The sequence below is a fragment of the Halomonas sp. A40-4 genome, from assembly GCF_015767635.1.
Classification (GTDB): domain Bacteria; phylum Pseudomonadota; class Gammaproteobacteria; order Pseudomonadales; family Halomonadaceae; genus Vreelandella; species Vreelandella janggokensis.
The window spans coordinates 3413700-3430837 of the sequence record NZ_CP065230.1 but is presented as its reverse complement, the minus strand read 5'-3'; the positions used below and the strand labels follow the sequence as shown (position 1 = coordinate 3430837).

The window sequence follows — 17138 nt, the reverse complement described above, 5'->3', positions numbered from 1 at the left end:
AGCAGCTCACCCGCGCTAATGTTCACCCCGTTGATACGTTATTGAGAGAGTCCTATGAAAACCATACAAGGACCGGCGCTCTTTCTCGCCCAGTTCGCCGGTGACGACGCCCCGTTTAACAGCCTCGACAGCATTGCCGCCTGGGCCGCGGGGTTAGGCTATAAAGGCGTTCAGATTCCCAGCTGGGATGCGCGCATGATCGATTTGAAACGTGCCGCCGAGAGCCGCACCTACTGCGATGAGATCAAGGGCACCCTGGCAGAACACGGCTTGATGCTCACCGAACTCTCTACTCACTTGCAGGGCCAACTGGTGGCCGTGCATCCGGTTTACGATGAGATGTTCGATGGCTTTGCGGCCCCCGAAGTGCGCGGTAATCCCAAGGCGCGGCAGGAATGGGCGGTGGATCAGCTCAAGCTGGCTGCCAAGGCCTCGCAAAACCTCGGCCTCACCGACCACGGCACCTTTTCCGGGTCCCTGGCGTGGCCGTTTATCTACCCCTGGCCCCAGCGCCCGGCGGGGCTGGTCGAAAGTGCGTTTGACGAGCTCGCCAACCGCTGGCGACCGATTCTGGACGCCTTCGACGAAGCGGGGGTCAACCTCTGCTACGAGATCCACCCGGGTGAAGACCTCCACGACGGCATCACCTTCGAGATGTTCCTTGAGCGGGTCGGCAATCACCCCCGCTGCCACATTCTTTACGACCCCAGCCACCTGATCCTGCAGCAGCTCGACTATCGCGGTTTTCTGGATGTGTACCGCGACCACATTCAGATGTTTCACGTTAAGGACGCCGAGTTTAACCCCAGCCCCAAGCAGGGCGTTTATTCAGGCTATCAGTCGTGGACGGAGCGCGCGGGTCGCTTCCGCTCTCTGGGTGACGGCCAGATCGACTTCAAGTCGATCTTCTCGTGGATGGCGGCCAACGACTATCACGGCTGGGCGGTCCTGGAGTGGGAGTGCTGCTTGAAGCACCCGGAAGTCGGCGCACGTGAAGGCGCGACCTTTATCCGCGACCACATCATCGAGGTCACCGAGCGGGCGTTTGATGACTTCGCCGACGGCGGCTCCGACGAGGCCGCCAATCGGCGAATCCTGGGTCTTTAATGACGTGCCTCAGTTAATGAACGAAAGTGGAGGGCAATACGCCATGAGTAATCAACACGACACGCCGCGTCGGCTACGCCTGGGCATGGTCGGCGGTGGCCAGGGCGCGTTTATTGGCGGCGTACACCGCATTGCCGCCCGGCTGGATGACCACTACGAGCTGGTGGCCGGGGCCTTTGCCTCTGACCCTGAGCGTAGCCGCGCCGCTGCGGCGGAACTGCACGTGGCCGATGACCGCGCCTACCCCGACTATCAATCCATGGTTGAAGCAGAGCGAAAGCGGTCGGACGCCATTGACGTGGTCGCCATCGTGACGCCCAACCACATGCACTTTGATGTGGCGCGCACCTTTCTTGAAGCGGGCTTTCACGTGATCTGCGACAAGCCGATGACGATCACGTTGGAAGAGGCCCAAACTCTCGCCGAGCTGGTGGAGCGCACCGGGCTGTTTTTCGGCTTGACCCATAACTACTCCGGCTACTCGCTGGTTCGCCAGGCGCGAGAAATGGTGGCAAACGGAGAACTCGGGGACCTGCGCGTGGTGCAGGTGGAATACCCGCAGGACTGGCTTTCCACACGCCTGGAAGATAGCGGTGTGAAGCAGGCCGAGTGGCGCACCGACCCCAAGCGCAGCGGCCCAGCGGGCTGTTTGGGCGATATTGGCACTCACGCCTACCACCTGGCGCGCTACGTGACCGGATTGCAACTGGAATCACTTGCCGCCGATATGCACACCTTTGTTGAGGGGCGGGCGCTGGATGACAACGTGCATATGTTGCTGCGTTTCAAGGGCGGTGCCCGGGGCATGCTGTGGTCGAGCCAGGTAGCGGCGGGTAATGAAAATGGCCTGCAACTGCGCGTTTACGGCAGTCAGGGCGGCCTTGAGTGGCGCCAGGAAAATCCCAATCAGCTCGTGCATTCGCCGTTGGGCGAGCCCCCACGTATCTTGACCCGCAACGGCCCAGGCTTGTGTGAAGCTGCCCAGGCGGCGGCACGCATCCCACCGGGGCATCCGGAAGGCTATCTCGAAGCCTTTGCGCAGTTATACAGCGATTTCGCGGTGCAGATCCACGCGCGTCAAAACGGCTCAAGTGCCAATGCACTTGCTGTGCCAACGCCGGGTGTGGCTGATGGTGTTGATGGCCTGACGTTTATCAACCGCGCATTGGTCTCGTCCGCCGCTGGCGGTCAATGGGTAGACGTTTAGTCGAGGCAGATGGGGTTGAATAACAATAAAGCGGCGTAGGAATCGATATGAACCAACAATCAGCGCGTTATGCGAGCCTAGAACAGCGGGTGGTCTTTATTACCGGGGGCGGCAGCGGCATCGGGGCTTCGCTTACCCGCGCGTTTCATCATCAGGGCGCGCGGGTGGTGTTGGTCGATATCAATGACACCGCCAGCGAAGCGCTGGTCGATGAACTCCGCGCAGAGACTGGTGCCGCGCCGCGCTACCACCACTGCGACATCCGCGATGTGGCAAGCCTCAAGCAGGTGATACACGCGACCGGCCAAAACGTCGGGCCGATCCATACGCTTGTGAACAATGCTGCCAACGACGATCGACATTCCTGGCGGGAAGTCGATGTTGCCTACTGGGATGAGCGTATGTCGCTTAACCTGCGGCCGATGTTCTTCGCCGCCCAGGCGGCCGCCGAGCAGATGATACAAGCAGGCGGCGGCTCGATCATCAACTTTGGCTCGGTCAGTGTGCGAATGGCGTTGGGCGGTCTGCCCCTTTACGTCACCGCCAAAGCGGCGATTCACGGTTTGACACGCAGCCTGGCTCGGGACCTGGGGCAGTATAATATCCGCGTCAATACGCTGGTGCCCGGCGCGGTCATGACTGAACGACAGCTCGAGAAATGGATTGGCCCCGATGACGAAGCCGCCATTCAAGCCCGTCAGTGTCTCAAACTGCGACTTGAACCTCAGCATATAGCGCCCACCGCACTGTTTTTAGCCAGTGCCGAAAGTCAGGCCATGACCGGCCAGGAACTGTCGGTGGATGCCGGTTGGGGCTAGGTAAGGAGGCGGCGTAGGCATTGTGTATAACCTCCTGATCCAGTTCTCATGGCAGAGCCTGTTGGGCGCATGTGCCAGCGTTAAACAGCCATCAAGCGGTTAAAGACGTCAAATTAACCGCTGTTGGAATGATGATTGGTTTTATATCTATTTGATTTTTATTGGTTGTTTTATTTATATAAAGCCCTGGCATGCTGGCTGCAAATATCTAGGTAAGAACGGACAGGCAGGAAGGCCTAACGTTCTTATCAGAAAGTGAAGCCAAACAGGAGGCAGTATCATGATGAAAACGGAATCTCTCAAGAAGCTAGGCATCCTCGGTGTATCTTTCGGTCTGATGGCCAGCCCGCTAGCCTTTGCTGACATGCATGAAGAAGACGAGCAAGACCCTGCACCGCAGGAAGAAACGATGGAGGATGAAGGCCAAGGTTCAATGAACTCCTTCGATTCTGAAGAGGAAGGTCAAGACACCACCACTTATGAGGAAGAGGAAGAAGAGCAGGAAGATTGGGAAACAACAGAAGAGGAGGACGCTGGTTCCGATTCTGAAGAAGATTCTGACTGGTAATCCCTTTATGCCAGTTGCTTAACGCCTCAAATTCAATGTTGAGTTTCAAGTGCCCCGCTTCTGGCGGGGCACTTCGCGTGTGCGATGAGTCGGTGCTCCGCTTACGCTGCAATCGAAAGCGTTGAACCTGCAAGCAAACATCGGGTTCATAATCGATCCCAAATGCGGTATTAACTTATTGACTGAAAAGGATCAGCACAGGAAATAAGGACATGCCGATGGCGATTGCCTGGAACGAAACGCCCCATCTACCCAAAGCGGACGGCCGCATTGAAGCGATTGATCTAGCCCGTGGTATCGCGATTGGACTGATGATCGTCAGTCACACCGTCAGCGGATTAGTGGGCATCCGCAATGTGCCTGACTGGGGCATGGTGCCGATTCACTTCCTCACCAAGTTTTCCTCGTCGCTGTTTATTCTGGTGTTTGGCGTCGCCCTGGCGGTGGCGTTTCTTGCCCATGTTGATCGCCACGACTGGCCTAAACGCCGCCTGAAACTCTGGCTGCGCGCGGTGGAGGTCTGGTTCTGGTACAAGGCGCTGTTGATCATCGAAATGCTGCCGTTCAATACGCCTAGCGAGATCGTCGACGCGCTGCTCTACGGTCGTTTTGGCATCTGGGTGGAAATCCTCGGCTTCTATGCCATCGCCTTGCTCTGGGTGCCGTTGATCCTGCCGTTGTGGGCGCGCGCCCCGCTGTGGGGGCGGCTGGCCGTCATCGCGCTGCTCACCGCCCTGGCCGCCTGGCTGCAAGGGTTTTCGTTTGGCGGGAACGACATCCTCAAGGCGCTGCTGGTGGACCATGAAGATCACTACGCCTGGGGCCAGATTAGCCGGGCGCCGCTTATTTTGCTTGGGCTGTTATTGGGCGAAGCGCTGCTGCGCTGTTCGGGCGACCAATTGCTGAAACGTCGCCTCACGCTCACCTTGCTCGGTCTGGGCGCCCTAATGATCGCCGGGTTTTATGGCCTGGCGCTTGTCGGCGGTGACGTTTACGCCGCCATGTTGGGGGTCGCCAATAACGAGGGTAAACATCCGCCCGGGATGGCCTTTATGCTATTTAGCCTGGGCGGCGCGCTGGTGTTGTTCGCCCTGGCCCTGGCGGGTGGCACCAAGGCGGCCAGGGTGCTTAAGCCCCTTACCCTGGTCGGCTCAGATGCGCTCAAGTCGTTTATTTTCCATATCGTGATGATTTTCCTGGTGCTGCGTTTCCTGTTGGAGGGCGAGGGCGACTACAGCTATCCACAGGCGCTTGGGATTGGCGGGCTGTTAATTCTTGGCACGGCGGCGTGGATTTGGCTGACCCGCTGGATGGCTCAGCATCGTTAAACGCCAAGAAAACGGGGAGAAATGGTTTGCGACACTGGATGCAGCACGGACTTGTGGCGGTAGCGCTGCTGTTTGTACAACCCGCTCAAGCGGAAGCATACGACGCGCATTGGTACCATGAGGTGGATAAACGTAGCGGCTGGCAAAGCGACCTTGATGCGCGCATGAGCGTATTGGAAGAACGTTTCGCCGGTGATATTGGTGTCTACGTGCAAGACCTTTCCAGCGGTGAGGCCTACCGCTGGCAGGCTGATCAGCCCTGGTACCTCGCGTCACTGATCAAGATTCCGGTCGCGGCGGAAGTCTTGGGTGAGCGTATACCGACCCGCGAGCGTCTCACACTGAACCAAAGCGATTACGTGGATGGCGCTGGGCCCACCAACTGGCACGACCCCGGCACGCCCATCTCGGTGGGGTACTTGCTGGAGCACATGATTACCGTGAGCGATAATACCGCCACGGACATGCTGATTGACCGCGTTGGCCTGGATAACGTCAATCATCGCGCCCAGTCCATGGTGGCGGCCAACGGTGGTGACCCCGACGCGCTGGGGCCAATCTCCAAGCTGGTGAGCGTACGTCAGGGTGTCTACGGTGAGCTCCATCCCGGGGCGCGTGAGCTTGGCGGCATGGACTTTATAAGTCTCCGTCAGTCGCCGGTAAATCAGCGCTCCCGCGCACTGGCGCAGCGGCTTGGCGTTTCACCCCAAGCGCTTAATCAACCTGATTACCATCAAGCCTTTGACGCCTACCACGCCAGCGGCGAAAACGTCGGTACCTTGCGCGCCGTTGGCGACGTACTGGCAACGCTGTACCTTGGCACCATGCCCGACCTCCAGGGTACGCCTCGTGATGAGTTGCTTGCCCTGATGGCCAACACCACCTCCGGGGAAGCGCGGTTAAAGCAAGGGTTGGGTGACTGGGTGAGCTTTGCGCATAAAACCGGCACCCAGGACCGGCGCAGCTGCGATGCCGGGCTGGTGGAGAGAAATGACATGCCCAATGCTGCCTGGGCAGTGGTTGCCTGCACCCAGGGGCCCGACGCGGTCAGTGAACACGAGCGCGCGCTAGCAGGCGTCGGATTAGCCCTGCGACGCAGCGGTGCATTGGGCACACCCTGGTAGCCAGCCGTTTGTTTACTGCCCGTGCTAAACTATCGCCCGCGCCATTCGCTATCAGCGGCTCACTTCAGCCGCTTTGTCAGGAGCCTGCCTTGAACGATGCCATTATCGAAATCCGAGGTCTGAACAAAACCTACCGGGGCGGTTTTCAAGCGCTCAGCCGTGTCGATTTACAGATCCAGCGCGGCGAGATTTTTGCCCTGCTGGGCCCCAATGGGGCGGGCAAAACCACGCTGATCAGTGTGGTATGTGGCCTGGTCAACCCCAGCGAAGGCCAGGTGCTGGTGGACGGCTTCGACAACGTCGCCGACTACCGCCAGGCCCGCGAGCGCATTGGCCTGGTCCCCCAGGAGCTCACCAACGAGGCGTTTGAAACCGTCTGGAACACGGTCAGCTTCAGCCGTGGCCTGTTCGGCAAGGCGCCTAACCCGGCGCATATCGAAAGCGTGCTCAAGTCGCTGGCGCTGTGGGATAAGCGCAATAACCGCCTCATCACGCTGTCCGGCGGCATGAAACGCCGCGTGCTGATCGCCAAGGCGCTGTCCCATGAGCCACGTATCCTGTTCCTCGACGAGCCGACAGCTGGTGTCGACGTCGAGCTGCGCCGCGAGATGTGGCAGGTGGTGCGCGAGCTGCGCGATAACGGTGTGACCATCATTTTGACCACCCATTATATTGAAGAAGCCGAAGAAATGGCCGACCGCATTGGCGTGATCAACAACGGCGAAATCGTGCTGGTCGAAGACAAGCACGCGCTGATGAGCAAGCTGGGCAGCAAGCAGCTGACGCTGTACCTCAACGAGCCGCTTGAAACCCTGCCGCCCGCCCTCGACCGCCCGGAGCTCAGCTTGACGGCCGAAGGCAATGAGCTGGTCTATACCTACGATGGCCACCAGGAAGAGGACGGCCACGGTATTCCTGCGCTGCTCACCGACCTTGAACGCGAAGGTGTTACCTTCAAGGACCTGCATACCCGGCAAAGCTCGCTGGAAGATATTTTCGTTGACCTGGTTAAGGAGCGCGCATGAATCTCTACCCTGTTCGCGCCATCTACATGGCCGAAATGGCGCGCACCCGGCGCACCCTGCTGCAAAGCATTGTCTCGCCGGTGATCTCGACGTCGCTCTATTTTGTGGTGTTCGGCGCGGCGATTGGCTCGCGCATCAGCGAGATTGATGGCATCAGCTACGGCGCCTTTATCGTGCCGGGGCTGATCATGCTGATGTTGCTGACCCAGAGCGTGTCAAACGCCTCGTTCGGGATCTTCTTTCCCAAGTTTTCCGGTAGCATTTACGAGCTGCTTTCGGCACCCATCTCGTACCTGGAGATTGTCATGGGCTACGTGGGGGCGGCGGCGTCCAAATCGATTCTGCTGGGGCTGATTATTCTTGCCACTTCCGGGTTTTTTGTACCCCTGGAAGTCGCGCATCCCTTCTGGATGCTGACCTTTCTGGTGCTGACCGCGGTTACCTTCAGCCTGCTGGGCTTTATCATCGGCATCTGGGCTGAGGGCTTCGACCGCTTACAGCTTGTGCCGCTGTTGGTGATTACCCCGCTGACCTTTCTGGGCGGCAGTTTCTACTCCATCGACATGTTGCCGCCGTTCTGGCAGGGCGTCACCCTGCTCAACCCGGTGGTGTATCTGGTCAGTGGTTTTCGCTGGAGCTTTTACGGCATCAGCGACGTCAGTCTGGCGGCCAGCGTTATCATGATCTGCCTGTTCCTGGCGGTCTGTTTAGCCACCATCGGCTGGATTTTCCGCACCGGCTACCGTCTCAAACCCTAGCCTTAAACCCTAGCAAGGGAGCGCCACACGTCTTATGCCACTTCTGCACAGTATCGTCCATCGCCTGGACCCGACGCTTGACGGCGAGCGCCTGACGCTGACCGCCGCCCCGGTTGAGGCCGACAGCGCCGAGCCGGTCATGGAAAGCCTGGTCAGCGCGCTCAACGACACCTACAACACCAAGCCCAAAGGCTGGGGGCGGTTTGCCGAAGAGGGCGAGCACGCCGGGCCGCTATCGGTGTGGCTGAAAGACTACCTCGCCGGTGAGCAGCCCTTTACCGAGCTTGCCACTGCGCTTGCTGAGCGGCTCGTCAGTACGCTTCAAGAGCAGCTGTCAGTCAGTGGTTACTTAGTGATCAGCCACCAGCGCCAGGGCGACACCGAAACGCTTTTCATGGGGCTTGCCCACCAGCGCGATGGCATTGGCATTGATGATGCGCACCAGGCGGTGCCCGCCGCCCAGCTCAACACCCGTCAGCTGACGCTGGCCGCTAGGATCAACCTCAGCCAATGGCAGAGCGATTCGCCGGATGCCCAGTACGTGTCGTTCCTCAAAGATCGCGGTGGCAAGAAACTGGGTGAGGGGATGATGGCCTTGCTGGGTATGGAAGAAGGCATTGATGCCCCGGAGGAAACCCGCACGCTGCTCAAAGCCTTCAGCGACTATGTCGAGAAAGAAGACTTCGATGATGAGGCCAGCCGGGAAAAAACCGACACCCTGGTGGATTACGCCAACGATCAGATGAGCCGTGGGGAACCCATGACGCTCGACGAACTCTCAGCGCTGGTCGACGAAAAACAGCCCAAGGCCTTCTACGAGCACATTCGCAATGCCGATTATGGCCTGTCGCCGGAAATTCCCCCGGACAAGCGCACGATCAATCAATTCCGGCGCTTTACCGGACGGGCGGGCGGCGTCTCGATCAGTTTTGACTCGCACCTGCTCGGCTCGAGCATTGAATACGACGCCACTCAGGACCGGCTGATCATCAAGCAGGTCCCCAAACAGTTAAAAGAGCAACTGACCAAGCAGTCGTAAGGCGCTTGCAGCGTCTTGCGTGCATAGGAGACCCCCATGCTGGACACCATCCAAGAGTTTTTTCAGCGTACGCTTGTGCAACCCGAGCAGCGCGATAACCGGACCATCACGCTCGAACTGGCTTCGGCCGCGTTGCTGTTTGAAATCGCCCGGGCCGACTACGATACAAGCGACGCCGAGCTTGAGGCGTTACGTCGTATGCTGCTTCAGCGCTACCAGCTCAGTGAAGCCGATGTTGACGAGCTGATGGCGCTGGCGCAGGACGAAGTGGAAGACGCGGTCGACCACTACCAGTTTGTCAGCCTGATCAAGGATCACTACGACTACGAACAACGCTGCGAGCTGGTGGCGTTGATGTGGCAACTGGCCTGGGCCGACGGCAGCGTCGATGCCCTGGAAGAACACCGTATTCGGCGCCTGGCGGATCTGCTTCACGTCAGCCACAGCGATTTTATTCGCACCAAACTATTAACCGAAGAGCGTATAAACCAGAATGGATGATCGTCGCGAAGGCTCGACTTTGATGGATCTAATTGCGTCGTTGGAGCGCATGGAGCAGGACGCTCAGCGAGTCAGCGTTGACGATGTGGTGCATGCCGTGGGGCGGCGTTCCTTTGGTCCCTTGTTATTGGTGACGGGGCTGATCACGCTGGCACCGATTATTGGCGATATTCCCGGCATGCCCACATTGATGGCGCTGCTGGTGCTGCTGGTATCGGGGCAGTTGCTGGCCGGGCGAGAGACCTTCTGGCTACCCAACTGGATGCTCAAGCGCTCGATTTCACGCCATAAGTTCGATAAAGGCATTTATTATTTAAAAAAGCCCGCTCGCTGGATTGATGGGTTGCTGCGGATTCGCCTGCCGTGGTTAACCGGCTATATTGGCATCCGCGTGACGGCCTTTGTGTGCCTGTTGATTGCTCTGGCTATGCCCCCCATGGAGTTTATTCCCTTTTCTGCCAACGGCGCCGGGCTGGCGCTGTCGTTGCTGGGCCTCGGGTTAGTCGCGCGGGATGGCGCTGCATTGGTGCTGGGGTTTGCGCTGTTTGGCATCACCTGCACACTCATTCTCGTTGGTCTGCTTTAATTTTTGCGCTAACAACAAGGAACCGACCATGATCGATACGCCGCCGACGCCCCCCAAACCGCCCGAACAGCAAGGTCGCTGGGAGCGGCGAGTCGAAACCGCACTATGGAACTCGCGGTTTCTGGTCATGCTGGCCGTGGTGCCCAGTCTGATCGGCGCGGTCATGCTGTTCGTGGTGGGCACAGTCGATATCTTCAAGGTCGTGATGCGCACGCTACACTACTATTTCGTGGACAGCAGCGTCGATATCCACGAAAGCCTGGTGCCCGATATCATTATCGCCGTGGATATCTATTTGATCGCCATCGTGCTGATGATATTCGGGTTGGGCATCTACCGGCTGTTTGTATCACGTATTGACCAGGCAGAAGCGCGCTATCCTCATCATCCTTTCAACGTCGCCTCGCTCGATCAGCTCAAGGATAAAATCGCCCGCGTGGTGATTCTCGCGGTGATTATCGAGTTCTTCCGTGCGGTGGTGGATATCCGCTTCGCTACCCCGCTGGAAGCGATCTACCTGGCGCTTTCGGTTCTCGCCCTGGCCGCTGCGCTCTACCTGATGAGCCTGGGACACAAAAAGGAATAGCCGGTTTACTCGTACGTTAAGAGATTCGCTACCATGGCATTCAGGCGTTCCTGAAACTGCCCGCCGGGCGAGGGCGGCGTTGGGTCAGCGGTCATGGCGATGGTTAACGCCCGCTCGGGGACCACAAACAGCGCCTGGCCGCCGAAGCCGCGGCCGTAGTAAACGTCTTCGCCGCCCAACTGCGTGATAAACCAGCCATAGCCGTAACCGTCGCCCGTCCAGCGAGAAGTGCCCCGCGGCGTCCAGGAGCGCGCGACCCAGCCTTCCGGCAGCACACGCTGTTCGTTGCCGTTGCCATCAACGACGACACCGTCGTTGCGATACAGCTCGCCAATGTGCACCAGCGCACGCGGCGAGAGCTGCATATCGTTACCGCCGAAGTAGATCCCCTGAGGGTCCTGCAGCCAGGGGGGAATGGCAATATTCAGCGGCTCCGCCAACAGCCGTTGGGCCAAAGCATAGGTGGACTCGCCGCTGGTGTAGGTCAGCGCGGCAGACAAAAGATGACTGGACCCCGTGGAATACAGCATGCGACCGCCGGGTTGGTCGACAAATGGTCGTGTCAGCGCATCTTCCACCCAGTTGGGGCTGGCTACCCAGGCGCCGTAATTCTGGCCGGATGTGCGCTCAAGCCCTGCCTGTAAAGACAGCAAATGACTCACGGTGATATCGGCAACCTCGGGGTCCGCCCCTTCAGGCACATGGTTGCCGAGCAGCGACACCAGCGTCTGATCGGTGGATTCGATAATACCCTCTTCGATAGCAGCTCCCACCAGCGCCGCCAGTACGGTTTTCGAGAGTGACTTGATGTTCGCGGGCGCATCAACCCCCGGGCCGCCCTGGTGGTGCTCGTGAATGATCCGACCCTGATGGGCCACCACAATGCTGTGCAAGCGTGAATAACCGCGGGCGTCGTCGCTCAGGTTGCTGAGCGCATCAGCCTTGGGCGGTGAGGGAGACGTCGGTTGGGCACTAATGGCGGAGGAGAACAGCGTGGCAGCGAAAAAAGCGGCGGACATCAACAAGCGCATGGCAAACTCTCAACAAACAGGAACCTGTTTGAACCCACAGCGGTGTAAGGGTTCCAGTCAGTCTTGTTAACTGAGGGGGCAACTAACGGCTTGAATACGCAAAATCTGGGAAGGCTGCTAGGCTACATAGGTCAACAAGAAATTGCTTTTTTAACCACGCAATTCGCAAGGAGTGCATCTATGAGAAACATTATCTATATCATCGGACTGGTCGTGGTCGTGCTGTTTATCCTGTCGTTTCTAGGTATCCGCTAAAAACGACGTTAGTGTCAGGGGCTAGGCACAGTCCGCTGCGCCTTCCCCGAACATATCAAACATCAGCTCGCGACCCATGGGGGTCAACACAAACCGACCCTGCTCGTTGCGGGTGGCCGCTTGGCTGGTTTCCAGCACCTGCTGGCAGGTGGCCCAGTCCGGCGCGCTCTGGTTGAGCAACTGCAATTCTTTGCTGCTCAGGCCGCGTTTGGTCAGGGTGATGGTTTCCAATACATGCCCGTTGTCGTAAAGCAGCTCTGCCACGACGGCCAAACACTGGCGTAAACTGCGCTGAACGTGACTGGCGGTGGACATGTCGTTGGGCATTTCCTTCTCCTGATACGTTAGCCGGGCAGCACTGAGCGTCTGAAAACGCATGCTTAATGCTATGTGCTCAATGCCGGGGTGTTGCAGTGCATTATAAACGAAAGTCGATATTAGACCAACGTCTATCCCATGTTTTTCCTGCCACGCCCCGTCATCAATGCCCAAATGACGTGATAAGCTCGTCATAAATTTCGCCACCCGTATTGATGAGTGAGTTAACACGGCATGCATATCAGTGTTTTTGGAACCGGTTACGTAGGATTAGTCGCAGGCGCCTGCCTGGCCGATGTCGGCCATCAGGTCACCTGCATGGACGTTAACGCCGAGCGGATCGCCCAGTTGAATGCCGGTGAAGTGCCCATCTTCGAGCCGGGTCTCAGCAATATTGTGGCTCACAATGTCGACGCCGGGCGGCTCAGCTTTACCACCAATGCCGAGCAAGCCGTGCGCGATGGTGAGCTGGTGTTTATCGCCGTGGGCACCCCGCCGGATGAAGACGGCAGCGCAGACTTGCGCTACGTCCTGGATGTTGCGCGCACCATTGGCCAGCACATGAACGATTACAAGCTGGTGATCGACAAATCCACCGTGCCGGTAGGTACTGCTGAGAAGGTGCATGCAGCGATCAGCGAAACCCTCGCTGCCCGTGGCGTCGATGTGCCGTTTGATGTGTGTTCCAACCCTGAATTCATGAAAGAAGGCGCCGCAATTGAGGACTTTACCCGCGGCGCACGAATTATCGTCGGGACTGAAAGCGAGCGCGTCAAAGCCCGCATGCACGAATGCTACGCCCCCTATAACCGTAACCACGAAAAATTGATGTTCATGAGCGTGCGCGCGGCAGAGCTCACCAAATACGCCGCCAACGCCATGCTGGCCACCAAGATCAGCTTCATGAATGAAATGGCCAACCTTGCCGAACGTCTCGACGTGGATATTGAAGACGTGCGCCGAGGCATTGGCAGCGACCCGCGCATTGGCTACCACTTTATTTACCCCGGCTGTGGCTACGGCGGCTCATGCTTTCCCAAGGATGTGCAGGCCCTTGAGCGCATCGCGCTGCAACTGGGCTACACCCCCGCGCTACTCAATGCAGTGGAAACGGTTAACGCCCAGCAAAAGCAAACCCTATTCACCAAACTGCAATCAGCGCTGGGTAATGTGACGGGAAAAACCATTGCCGTGTGGGGGCTGGCCTTCAAGCCCGACACCGACGACATGCGCGAAGCCCCCAGCCGCACGTTGATGGAAGCGGTCTGGCAGGCGGGCGCCAAGGTGCAGGCCTTCGATCCCGAGGCCATGGCCGAATGCCGCCGCCTTTACGGCGACCGCGACGATCTGCTGCTCGCCGGCGACCGCATTCAGGCAGTCAAAGGGGCTGATGCCCTGGTGATCTGTACCGAATGGAAAGCATTTCGCAGCGTCGATCTGGAATGGCTAGCCAGCCAGCTAAACGATAAAGTGGTGATCGATGGACGCAACCTGTTTACACCAAGCGCCGCCCAGGCAGCGGGGCTTACGTATCTGGGGGTCGGGCGATAGCGTGCACTCGCACACGCTTGGTTACATTTTGGTACTTAAAAATTGGCTAGAATGTTCAAGGTTGTTCTTTATAAGCCGAGTCACTAAGTAATCAGTAATGAAATAAACATATTTAACGTTAGCAACACGGTAGCCCAGTAAGGTGTAGTGGATGGGCGTTAATGAAGGCGGTTGCTTCACTCGTTTCAAAAAAGGCGGTTAGCGTATGGGTGCTATTTCTTCTCTCGGTATAGGGTCAGGGTTGGACCTGAACGGCTTGCTCGATCAGCTTGAAGACGCTGAACGCGAAAAGCTTGTCCCGATTGAGCAACAAGTAGAAACCGAAAATACCAAAATATCGGCCTATGGTCAGTTGGAGAGTGCGCTTTCCGCGTTCCAGGACTCGGCGAGTGCACTTGCTGACGGTTCCCTCTTCGAGAGCCTGTCGACCAATGTCAGTGGCGAATCAGTGGGCGCTGCCGCCGATGAAACTGCCATGCCCGGCAGTTACAACATTACCGTGGATACCTTGGCCACGCGGGGTACGTTGGCCTCCGAGGGTGTAGACGATGCGGAAGCGGCACTCACCACGGCCGCCCAGGACATGACGTTCGCCTTTGGCGACGGCAGTGAAACTACGGTTGCCATCGCCGCCGACAGTTCGATGGAAGATATCCGCGATGCCATCAATGCGGATGAAAACGCGGGGGTCAATGCCACTATCATCAACGATGGCACCCAAGATCGGTTGGCGCTAAGCTCACGAGAAACCGGTGCGGATGCATCTATCAGTAACTTCTCGTTTAGCGATGCCGCCCCGTTCGCTGCTGATACAGCAAATACATTGCAGGATGGCACCGACGCTGCTTTAAACGTCAACGGCATCGATATCACCAGCCCGACCAATCAGGTCGAAGGTGCGATTCAAGGCGTTACGCTGAACCTGCAAAGCGAGGGCGATAGCACCGTTGCGGTAGAGCAGGACACTCTTGCCGTGCGTGAAGCCGTCACGTCGTTTGTCGATTCGTATAACGCGCTGAAAGAGTCAACAGGCGAGCTGACCAGCTTCAACCAGGAGACCGGGCAGGCTGGACCACTCAATGGTGACAGCACGGTTCGTACCGTTGAGTCTCGCATGCGCAGCGTGCTGAGTGGCGGTGTCGCGCAAGATGGCGATGGCTTCTCGATGCTCAGTCAAATCGGTATTTCGCTTGAGGTTGACGGCACGCTCTCGCTGGATAACGACAAGCTAAATGACGTCGTCGCCAATGATCAGCAGGCGCTTTCTGAATTCTTCGCGGGCAGTGGCGATAACCCTGGCCTGGCAGGTCAAGTGAATACCGCTGTGGAGCAGATGCTGAGCTCAAATGGGACCGTAAGCGGCGCAATCAGCGGCAGTGAAAGCCGGGTCGAATCACTCGGCGACCGCTACACTAGCATGGAGCAGTCCATCGGCCAGACCATCGACCGTTACCGCACCCAGTTTGGCCAACTGGACGGCATGATCGCCGAGATGAACCAGACCAGTAACTACTTAACTCAGCAGTTTGATTCGCTCGATGCCCAGTTAGGTCGCTAACGCGCAGTCAATACAGTAAGTTACGTTTGAAAAGCCTGCTTCGCGCAGGCTTTTTTGTTAATTGAAACCGCCATAAATATCTAAAGCAATAAAAAAGCGCTAAAGTTGCGCTCACTTTGACCGATAATGTTTTTATTAAAATTTTGCGTTGACGTGGCGTGAGTGGCCCGCAGTGCAGAGGATAGGTTTAGCCTTTTACTGAGGACTCCCAGTATGGCAACGATTACCTCTCTAGGTATAGGTTCTGGCCTTGACCTTAACAGCTTGTTGGATCAGTTGAACGATGCCGAACGCGGCAAGCTCGCACCGATCACCCGCCAGCAGGAACAGCAGGAAGCCAAGATTTCCGCCTACGGCAAAATCCAGTCATCCATGGATAAATTCCAGGATGCAGTTGATGCGCTGAACGACCCCAAGCTCTACCAGAGCCTGTCGGCCAATGTACGTGGCGATGAAATTTCCGCCACCACCAGCGCGGATGCCCTGCCAGGCAGCTACCGCGTTGAGGTCACTGCGCTGGCTACTAGTGGCACGTTAGCTTCCCAGCGGGTAACCGATAGCGACACTCCCCTCGATATGGGCGGTGCTACTCAACTGCGGCTCGACTTCGCAGGCCAGGATAGCGTTAATATCGACGTAGCCGCGGACAGCAGCCTGGAAGACATTCGCGATGCCATTAACGCCAGCAAAGACTCAGGCGTCAGCGCCAGCGTTATTTTTGACGGCGAAGGCTACCGCCTGGCACTTAGCTCCAGCGAGACGGGCCTGGATGCCTCGGTAAGCGGCTTTAGTTTTGTTAATGCGGATGGCACAGACGTTACCACGCCGCCCTTCGCTAGCGACACCGCGCAAAGCGGCCAGGATGTCGCTCTGACGGTGAACGGCATCGCCATCACCAGCGCCAGCAATAGTATTGAAGACGCCATTCAAGGTGTGACGCTGAACCTGGGCGAGCTAAGTCTGGGCGATGGTGAAACCGCCAGCAGTACCGTCACGGTAGAGCGCAATACGCTGAAAGTGCGCGAAGCCATTGGCGACTTTGTTGAAGCTTTCAATGACGTCAAAAGCACCATCGGCACCGCGACTAATTTTGATAGCGAGTCGGGCGAGGCGGCCGAGCTGGTTGGTGACAGCACCGTGCGCACCATAGAAAACCGCCTGCGCAGCGTTCTGACAAGTGGCGTGGCAGGCGGCGAGCTTGCCACGTTAAGCCAACTAGGCATTACCTTGCAGCGCGATGGCACGTTGGAAATGGACGACGACGTTGTCAGCGAGTTATCTAAAAACAGCCCCGATGCCTTGAGCGACTTTTTTACTGGCATAGAAGACAATGAGAGCTCGGTAGGTCTTGCAAGCAGCTTAAGTACCACGCTTGAGCAGTTGATGAGCAAAACCGGCACCCTAGGCAATGCCATTAGTGGTGCAGAAAACCGCATCGATAGCTTGAACGACCGCTATGAACGGATGGAAAGTACCATCGAACGCACCATTAGTCGCTATCGTGCCCAGTTCGGCCAACTGGATGCCATGATCGCCCAGATGAACAGTACCAGCGAATACTTGACCCAGCAGTTTGATGCACTGGATTATCAGTTGGGCCGCAAGTAAACTGCTAGCCAGTAATAGCGTGAGTTCTATCAACAGGGCCGAAAGGCCCTGTTTTCGTATAGAAATGCTGGCAAGCACCATGCTTACGTTTGTTAACATTTTTCTGGCGTATTTTGGTGTTTTTTTAGCATTAGCCCTAAAGGTTCTCTCCGCCGCGCCGTTAATTAAAA

17 protein-coding genes are annotated in these 17138 nt (G+C 57.6%); 15 read left to right on the top strand and 2 right to left on the bottom strand.

Going from position 1 to position 17138, the window contains the following annotated elements; all coding sequences use genetic code 11:
- Positions 1-54 precede the first annotated feature (54 nt).
- The 12 genes from IT895_RS16035 (at position 55) to IT895_RS15980 (ending at position 10647) form a co-directional block, all read left to right on the top strand.
- Positions 55-1107 carry a sugar phosphate isomerase/epimerase family protein gene (locus tag IT895_RS16035; RefSeq protein ID WP_199284032.1) on the top strand — a complete coding sequence of 351 codons (1053 nt, stop codon included), beginning with the start codon at positions 55-57 and terminating at the stop codon, positions 1105-1107.
- Positions 1108-1150: 43 nt separating this feature from the next.
- Positions 1151-2314: a Gfo/Idh/MocA family protein gene (locus tag IT895_RS16030; RefSeq protein WP_199284031.1), complete on the top strand. Its 1164-nt coding sequence runs from the start codon at positions 1151-1153 to the stop codon at positions 2312-2314.
- A gap of 47 nt (positions 2315-2361) precedes the next feature.
- Entirely contained in the window at positions 2362-3132 is a 771-nt protein-coding gene (locus tag IT895_RS16025) for an SDR family NAD(P)-dependent oxidoreductase (RefSeq protein ID WP_085919957.1), read from the top strand.
- A gap of 280 nt (positions 3133-3412) precedes the next feature.
- Positions 3413-3700 carry a hypothetical protein gene (locus IT895_RS16020; protein WP_085919956.1) on the top strand — a complete coding sequence of 96 codons (288 nt, stop codon included), beginning with the start codon at positions 3413-3415 and terminating at the stop codon, positions 3698-3700.
- Between the two features lie 212 nt (positions 3701-3912).
- Positions 3913-5028 carry an OpgC domain-containing protein gene (gene opgC, locus IT895_RS16015; protein ID WP_199284030.1) on the top strand — a complete coding sequence of 372 codons (1116 nt, stop codon included), beginning with the start codon at positions 3913-3915 and terminating at the stop codon, positions 5026-5028.
- 26 nt (positions 5029-5054) lie between these two features.
- On the top strand, positions 5055-6152 hold the full coding sequence (locus IT895_RS16010) for a serine hydrolase (protein WP_233337284.1): 1098 nt from the start codon (positions 5055-5057) through the stop codon (positions 6150-6152).
- Between the two features lie 89 nt (positions 6153-6241).
- Positions 6242-7177, top strand: coding sequence for an ABC transporter ATP-binding protein (locus tag IT895_RS16005; RefSeq protein WP_085919953.1), 936 nt, complete (start codon positions 6242-6244; stop codon positions 7175-7177).
- Positions 7174-7935 (top strand): ABC transporter permease, encoded by a 762-nt coding sequence (locus tag IT895_RS16000; RefSeq protein ID WP_066316609.1) that lies wholly within the window; start codon positions 7174-7176, stop codon positions 7933-7935. Before IT895_RS16005 ends, IT895_RS16000 begins: the two co-directional genes overlap by 4 nt.
- A 34-nt stretch (positions 7936-7969) precedes the next feature.
- Positions 7970-8974, top strand: a complete 1005-nt coding sequence (locus IT895_RS15995; protein WP_199284029.1) for a nucleoid-associated protein — start codon at positions 7970-7972, stop codon at positions 8972-8974.
- A gap of 36 nt (positions 8975-9010) precedes the next feature.
- Complete coding sequence (locus IT895_RS15990; protein ID WP_085919951.1) at positions 9011-9475, top strand: tellurite resistance TerB family protein; 465 nt, start codon at positions 9011-9013, stop codon at positions 9473-9475.
- Positions 9468-10061, top strand: coding sequence for an exopolysaccharide biosynthesis protein (locus tag IT895_RS15985; protein WP_085919950.1), 594 nt, complete (start codon positions 9468-9470; stop codon positions 10059-10061). Before IT895_RS15990 ends, IT895_RS15985 begins: the two co-directional genes overlap by 8 nt.
- Positions 10062-10089: 28 nt before the next feature.
- Positions 10090-10647: a YqhA family protein gene (locus IT895_RS15980; RefSeq protein ID WP_085919949.1), complete on the top strand. Its 558-nt coding sequence runs from the start codon at positions 10090-10092 to the stop codon at positions 10645-10647.
- A 5-nt stretch (positions 10648-10652) separates the two neighbouring features.
- On the opposite strand, the gene IT895_RS15975 is transcribed toward IT895_RS15980, so the two are convergent.
- Both IT895_RS15975 and IT895_RS19575 read right to left on the bottom strand, forming a co-directional pair.
- The gene (locus IT895_RS15975) at positions 10653-11678 is read right to left on the bottom strand and encodes a serine hydrolase domain-containing protein (protein WP_199284028.1); all 1026 of its coding nucleotides are present in this window, start codon (positions 11676-11678) and stop codon (positions 10653-10655) included.
- A gap of 276 nt (positions 11679-11954) precedes the next feature.
- Positions 11955-12446, bottom strand: coding sequence for a hypothetical protein (locus IT895_RS19575; protein WP_325073165.1), 492 nt, complete (start codon positions 12444-12446; stop codon positions 11955-11957).
- Positions 12447-12485: 39 nt separating this feature from the next.
- Between IT895_RS19575 and IT895_RS15965 the strand changes: the two genes are divergently transcribed.
- From IT895_RS15965 to fliD (IT895_RS15955), 3 genes are all read left to right on the top strand, one after another.
- Positions 12486-13802 (top strand): UDP-glucose dehydrogenase family protein, encoded by a 1317-nt coding sequence (locus IT895_RS15965; RefSeq protein ID WP_199284027.1) that lies wholly within the window; start codon positions 12486-12488, stop codon positions 13800-13802.
- A gap of 205 nt (positions 13803-14007) precedes the next feature.
- The gene (gene fliD / locus IT895_RS15960) at positions 14008-15360 is read left to right on the top strand and encodes a flagellar filament capping protein FliD (protein ID WP_199284026.1); all 1353 of its coding nucleotides are present in this window, start codon (positions 14008-14010) and stop codon (positions 15358-15360) included.
- A gap of 213 nt (positions 15361-15573) precedes the next feature.
- On the top strand, positions 15574-16968 hold the full coding sequence (fliD, locus tag IT895_RS15955; protein WP_199284025.1) for a flagellar filament capping protein FliD: 1395 nt from the start codon (positions 15574-15576) through the stop codon (positions 16966-16968).
- The last annotated feature ends 170 nt before the right edge of the window (positions 16969-17138 follow it).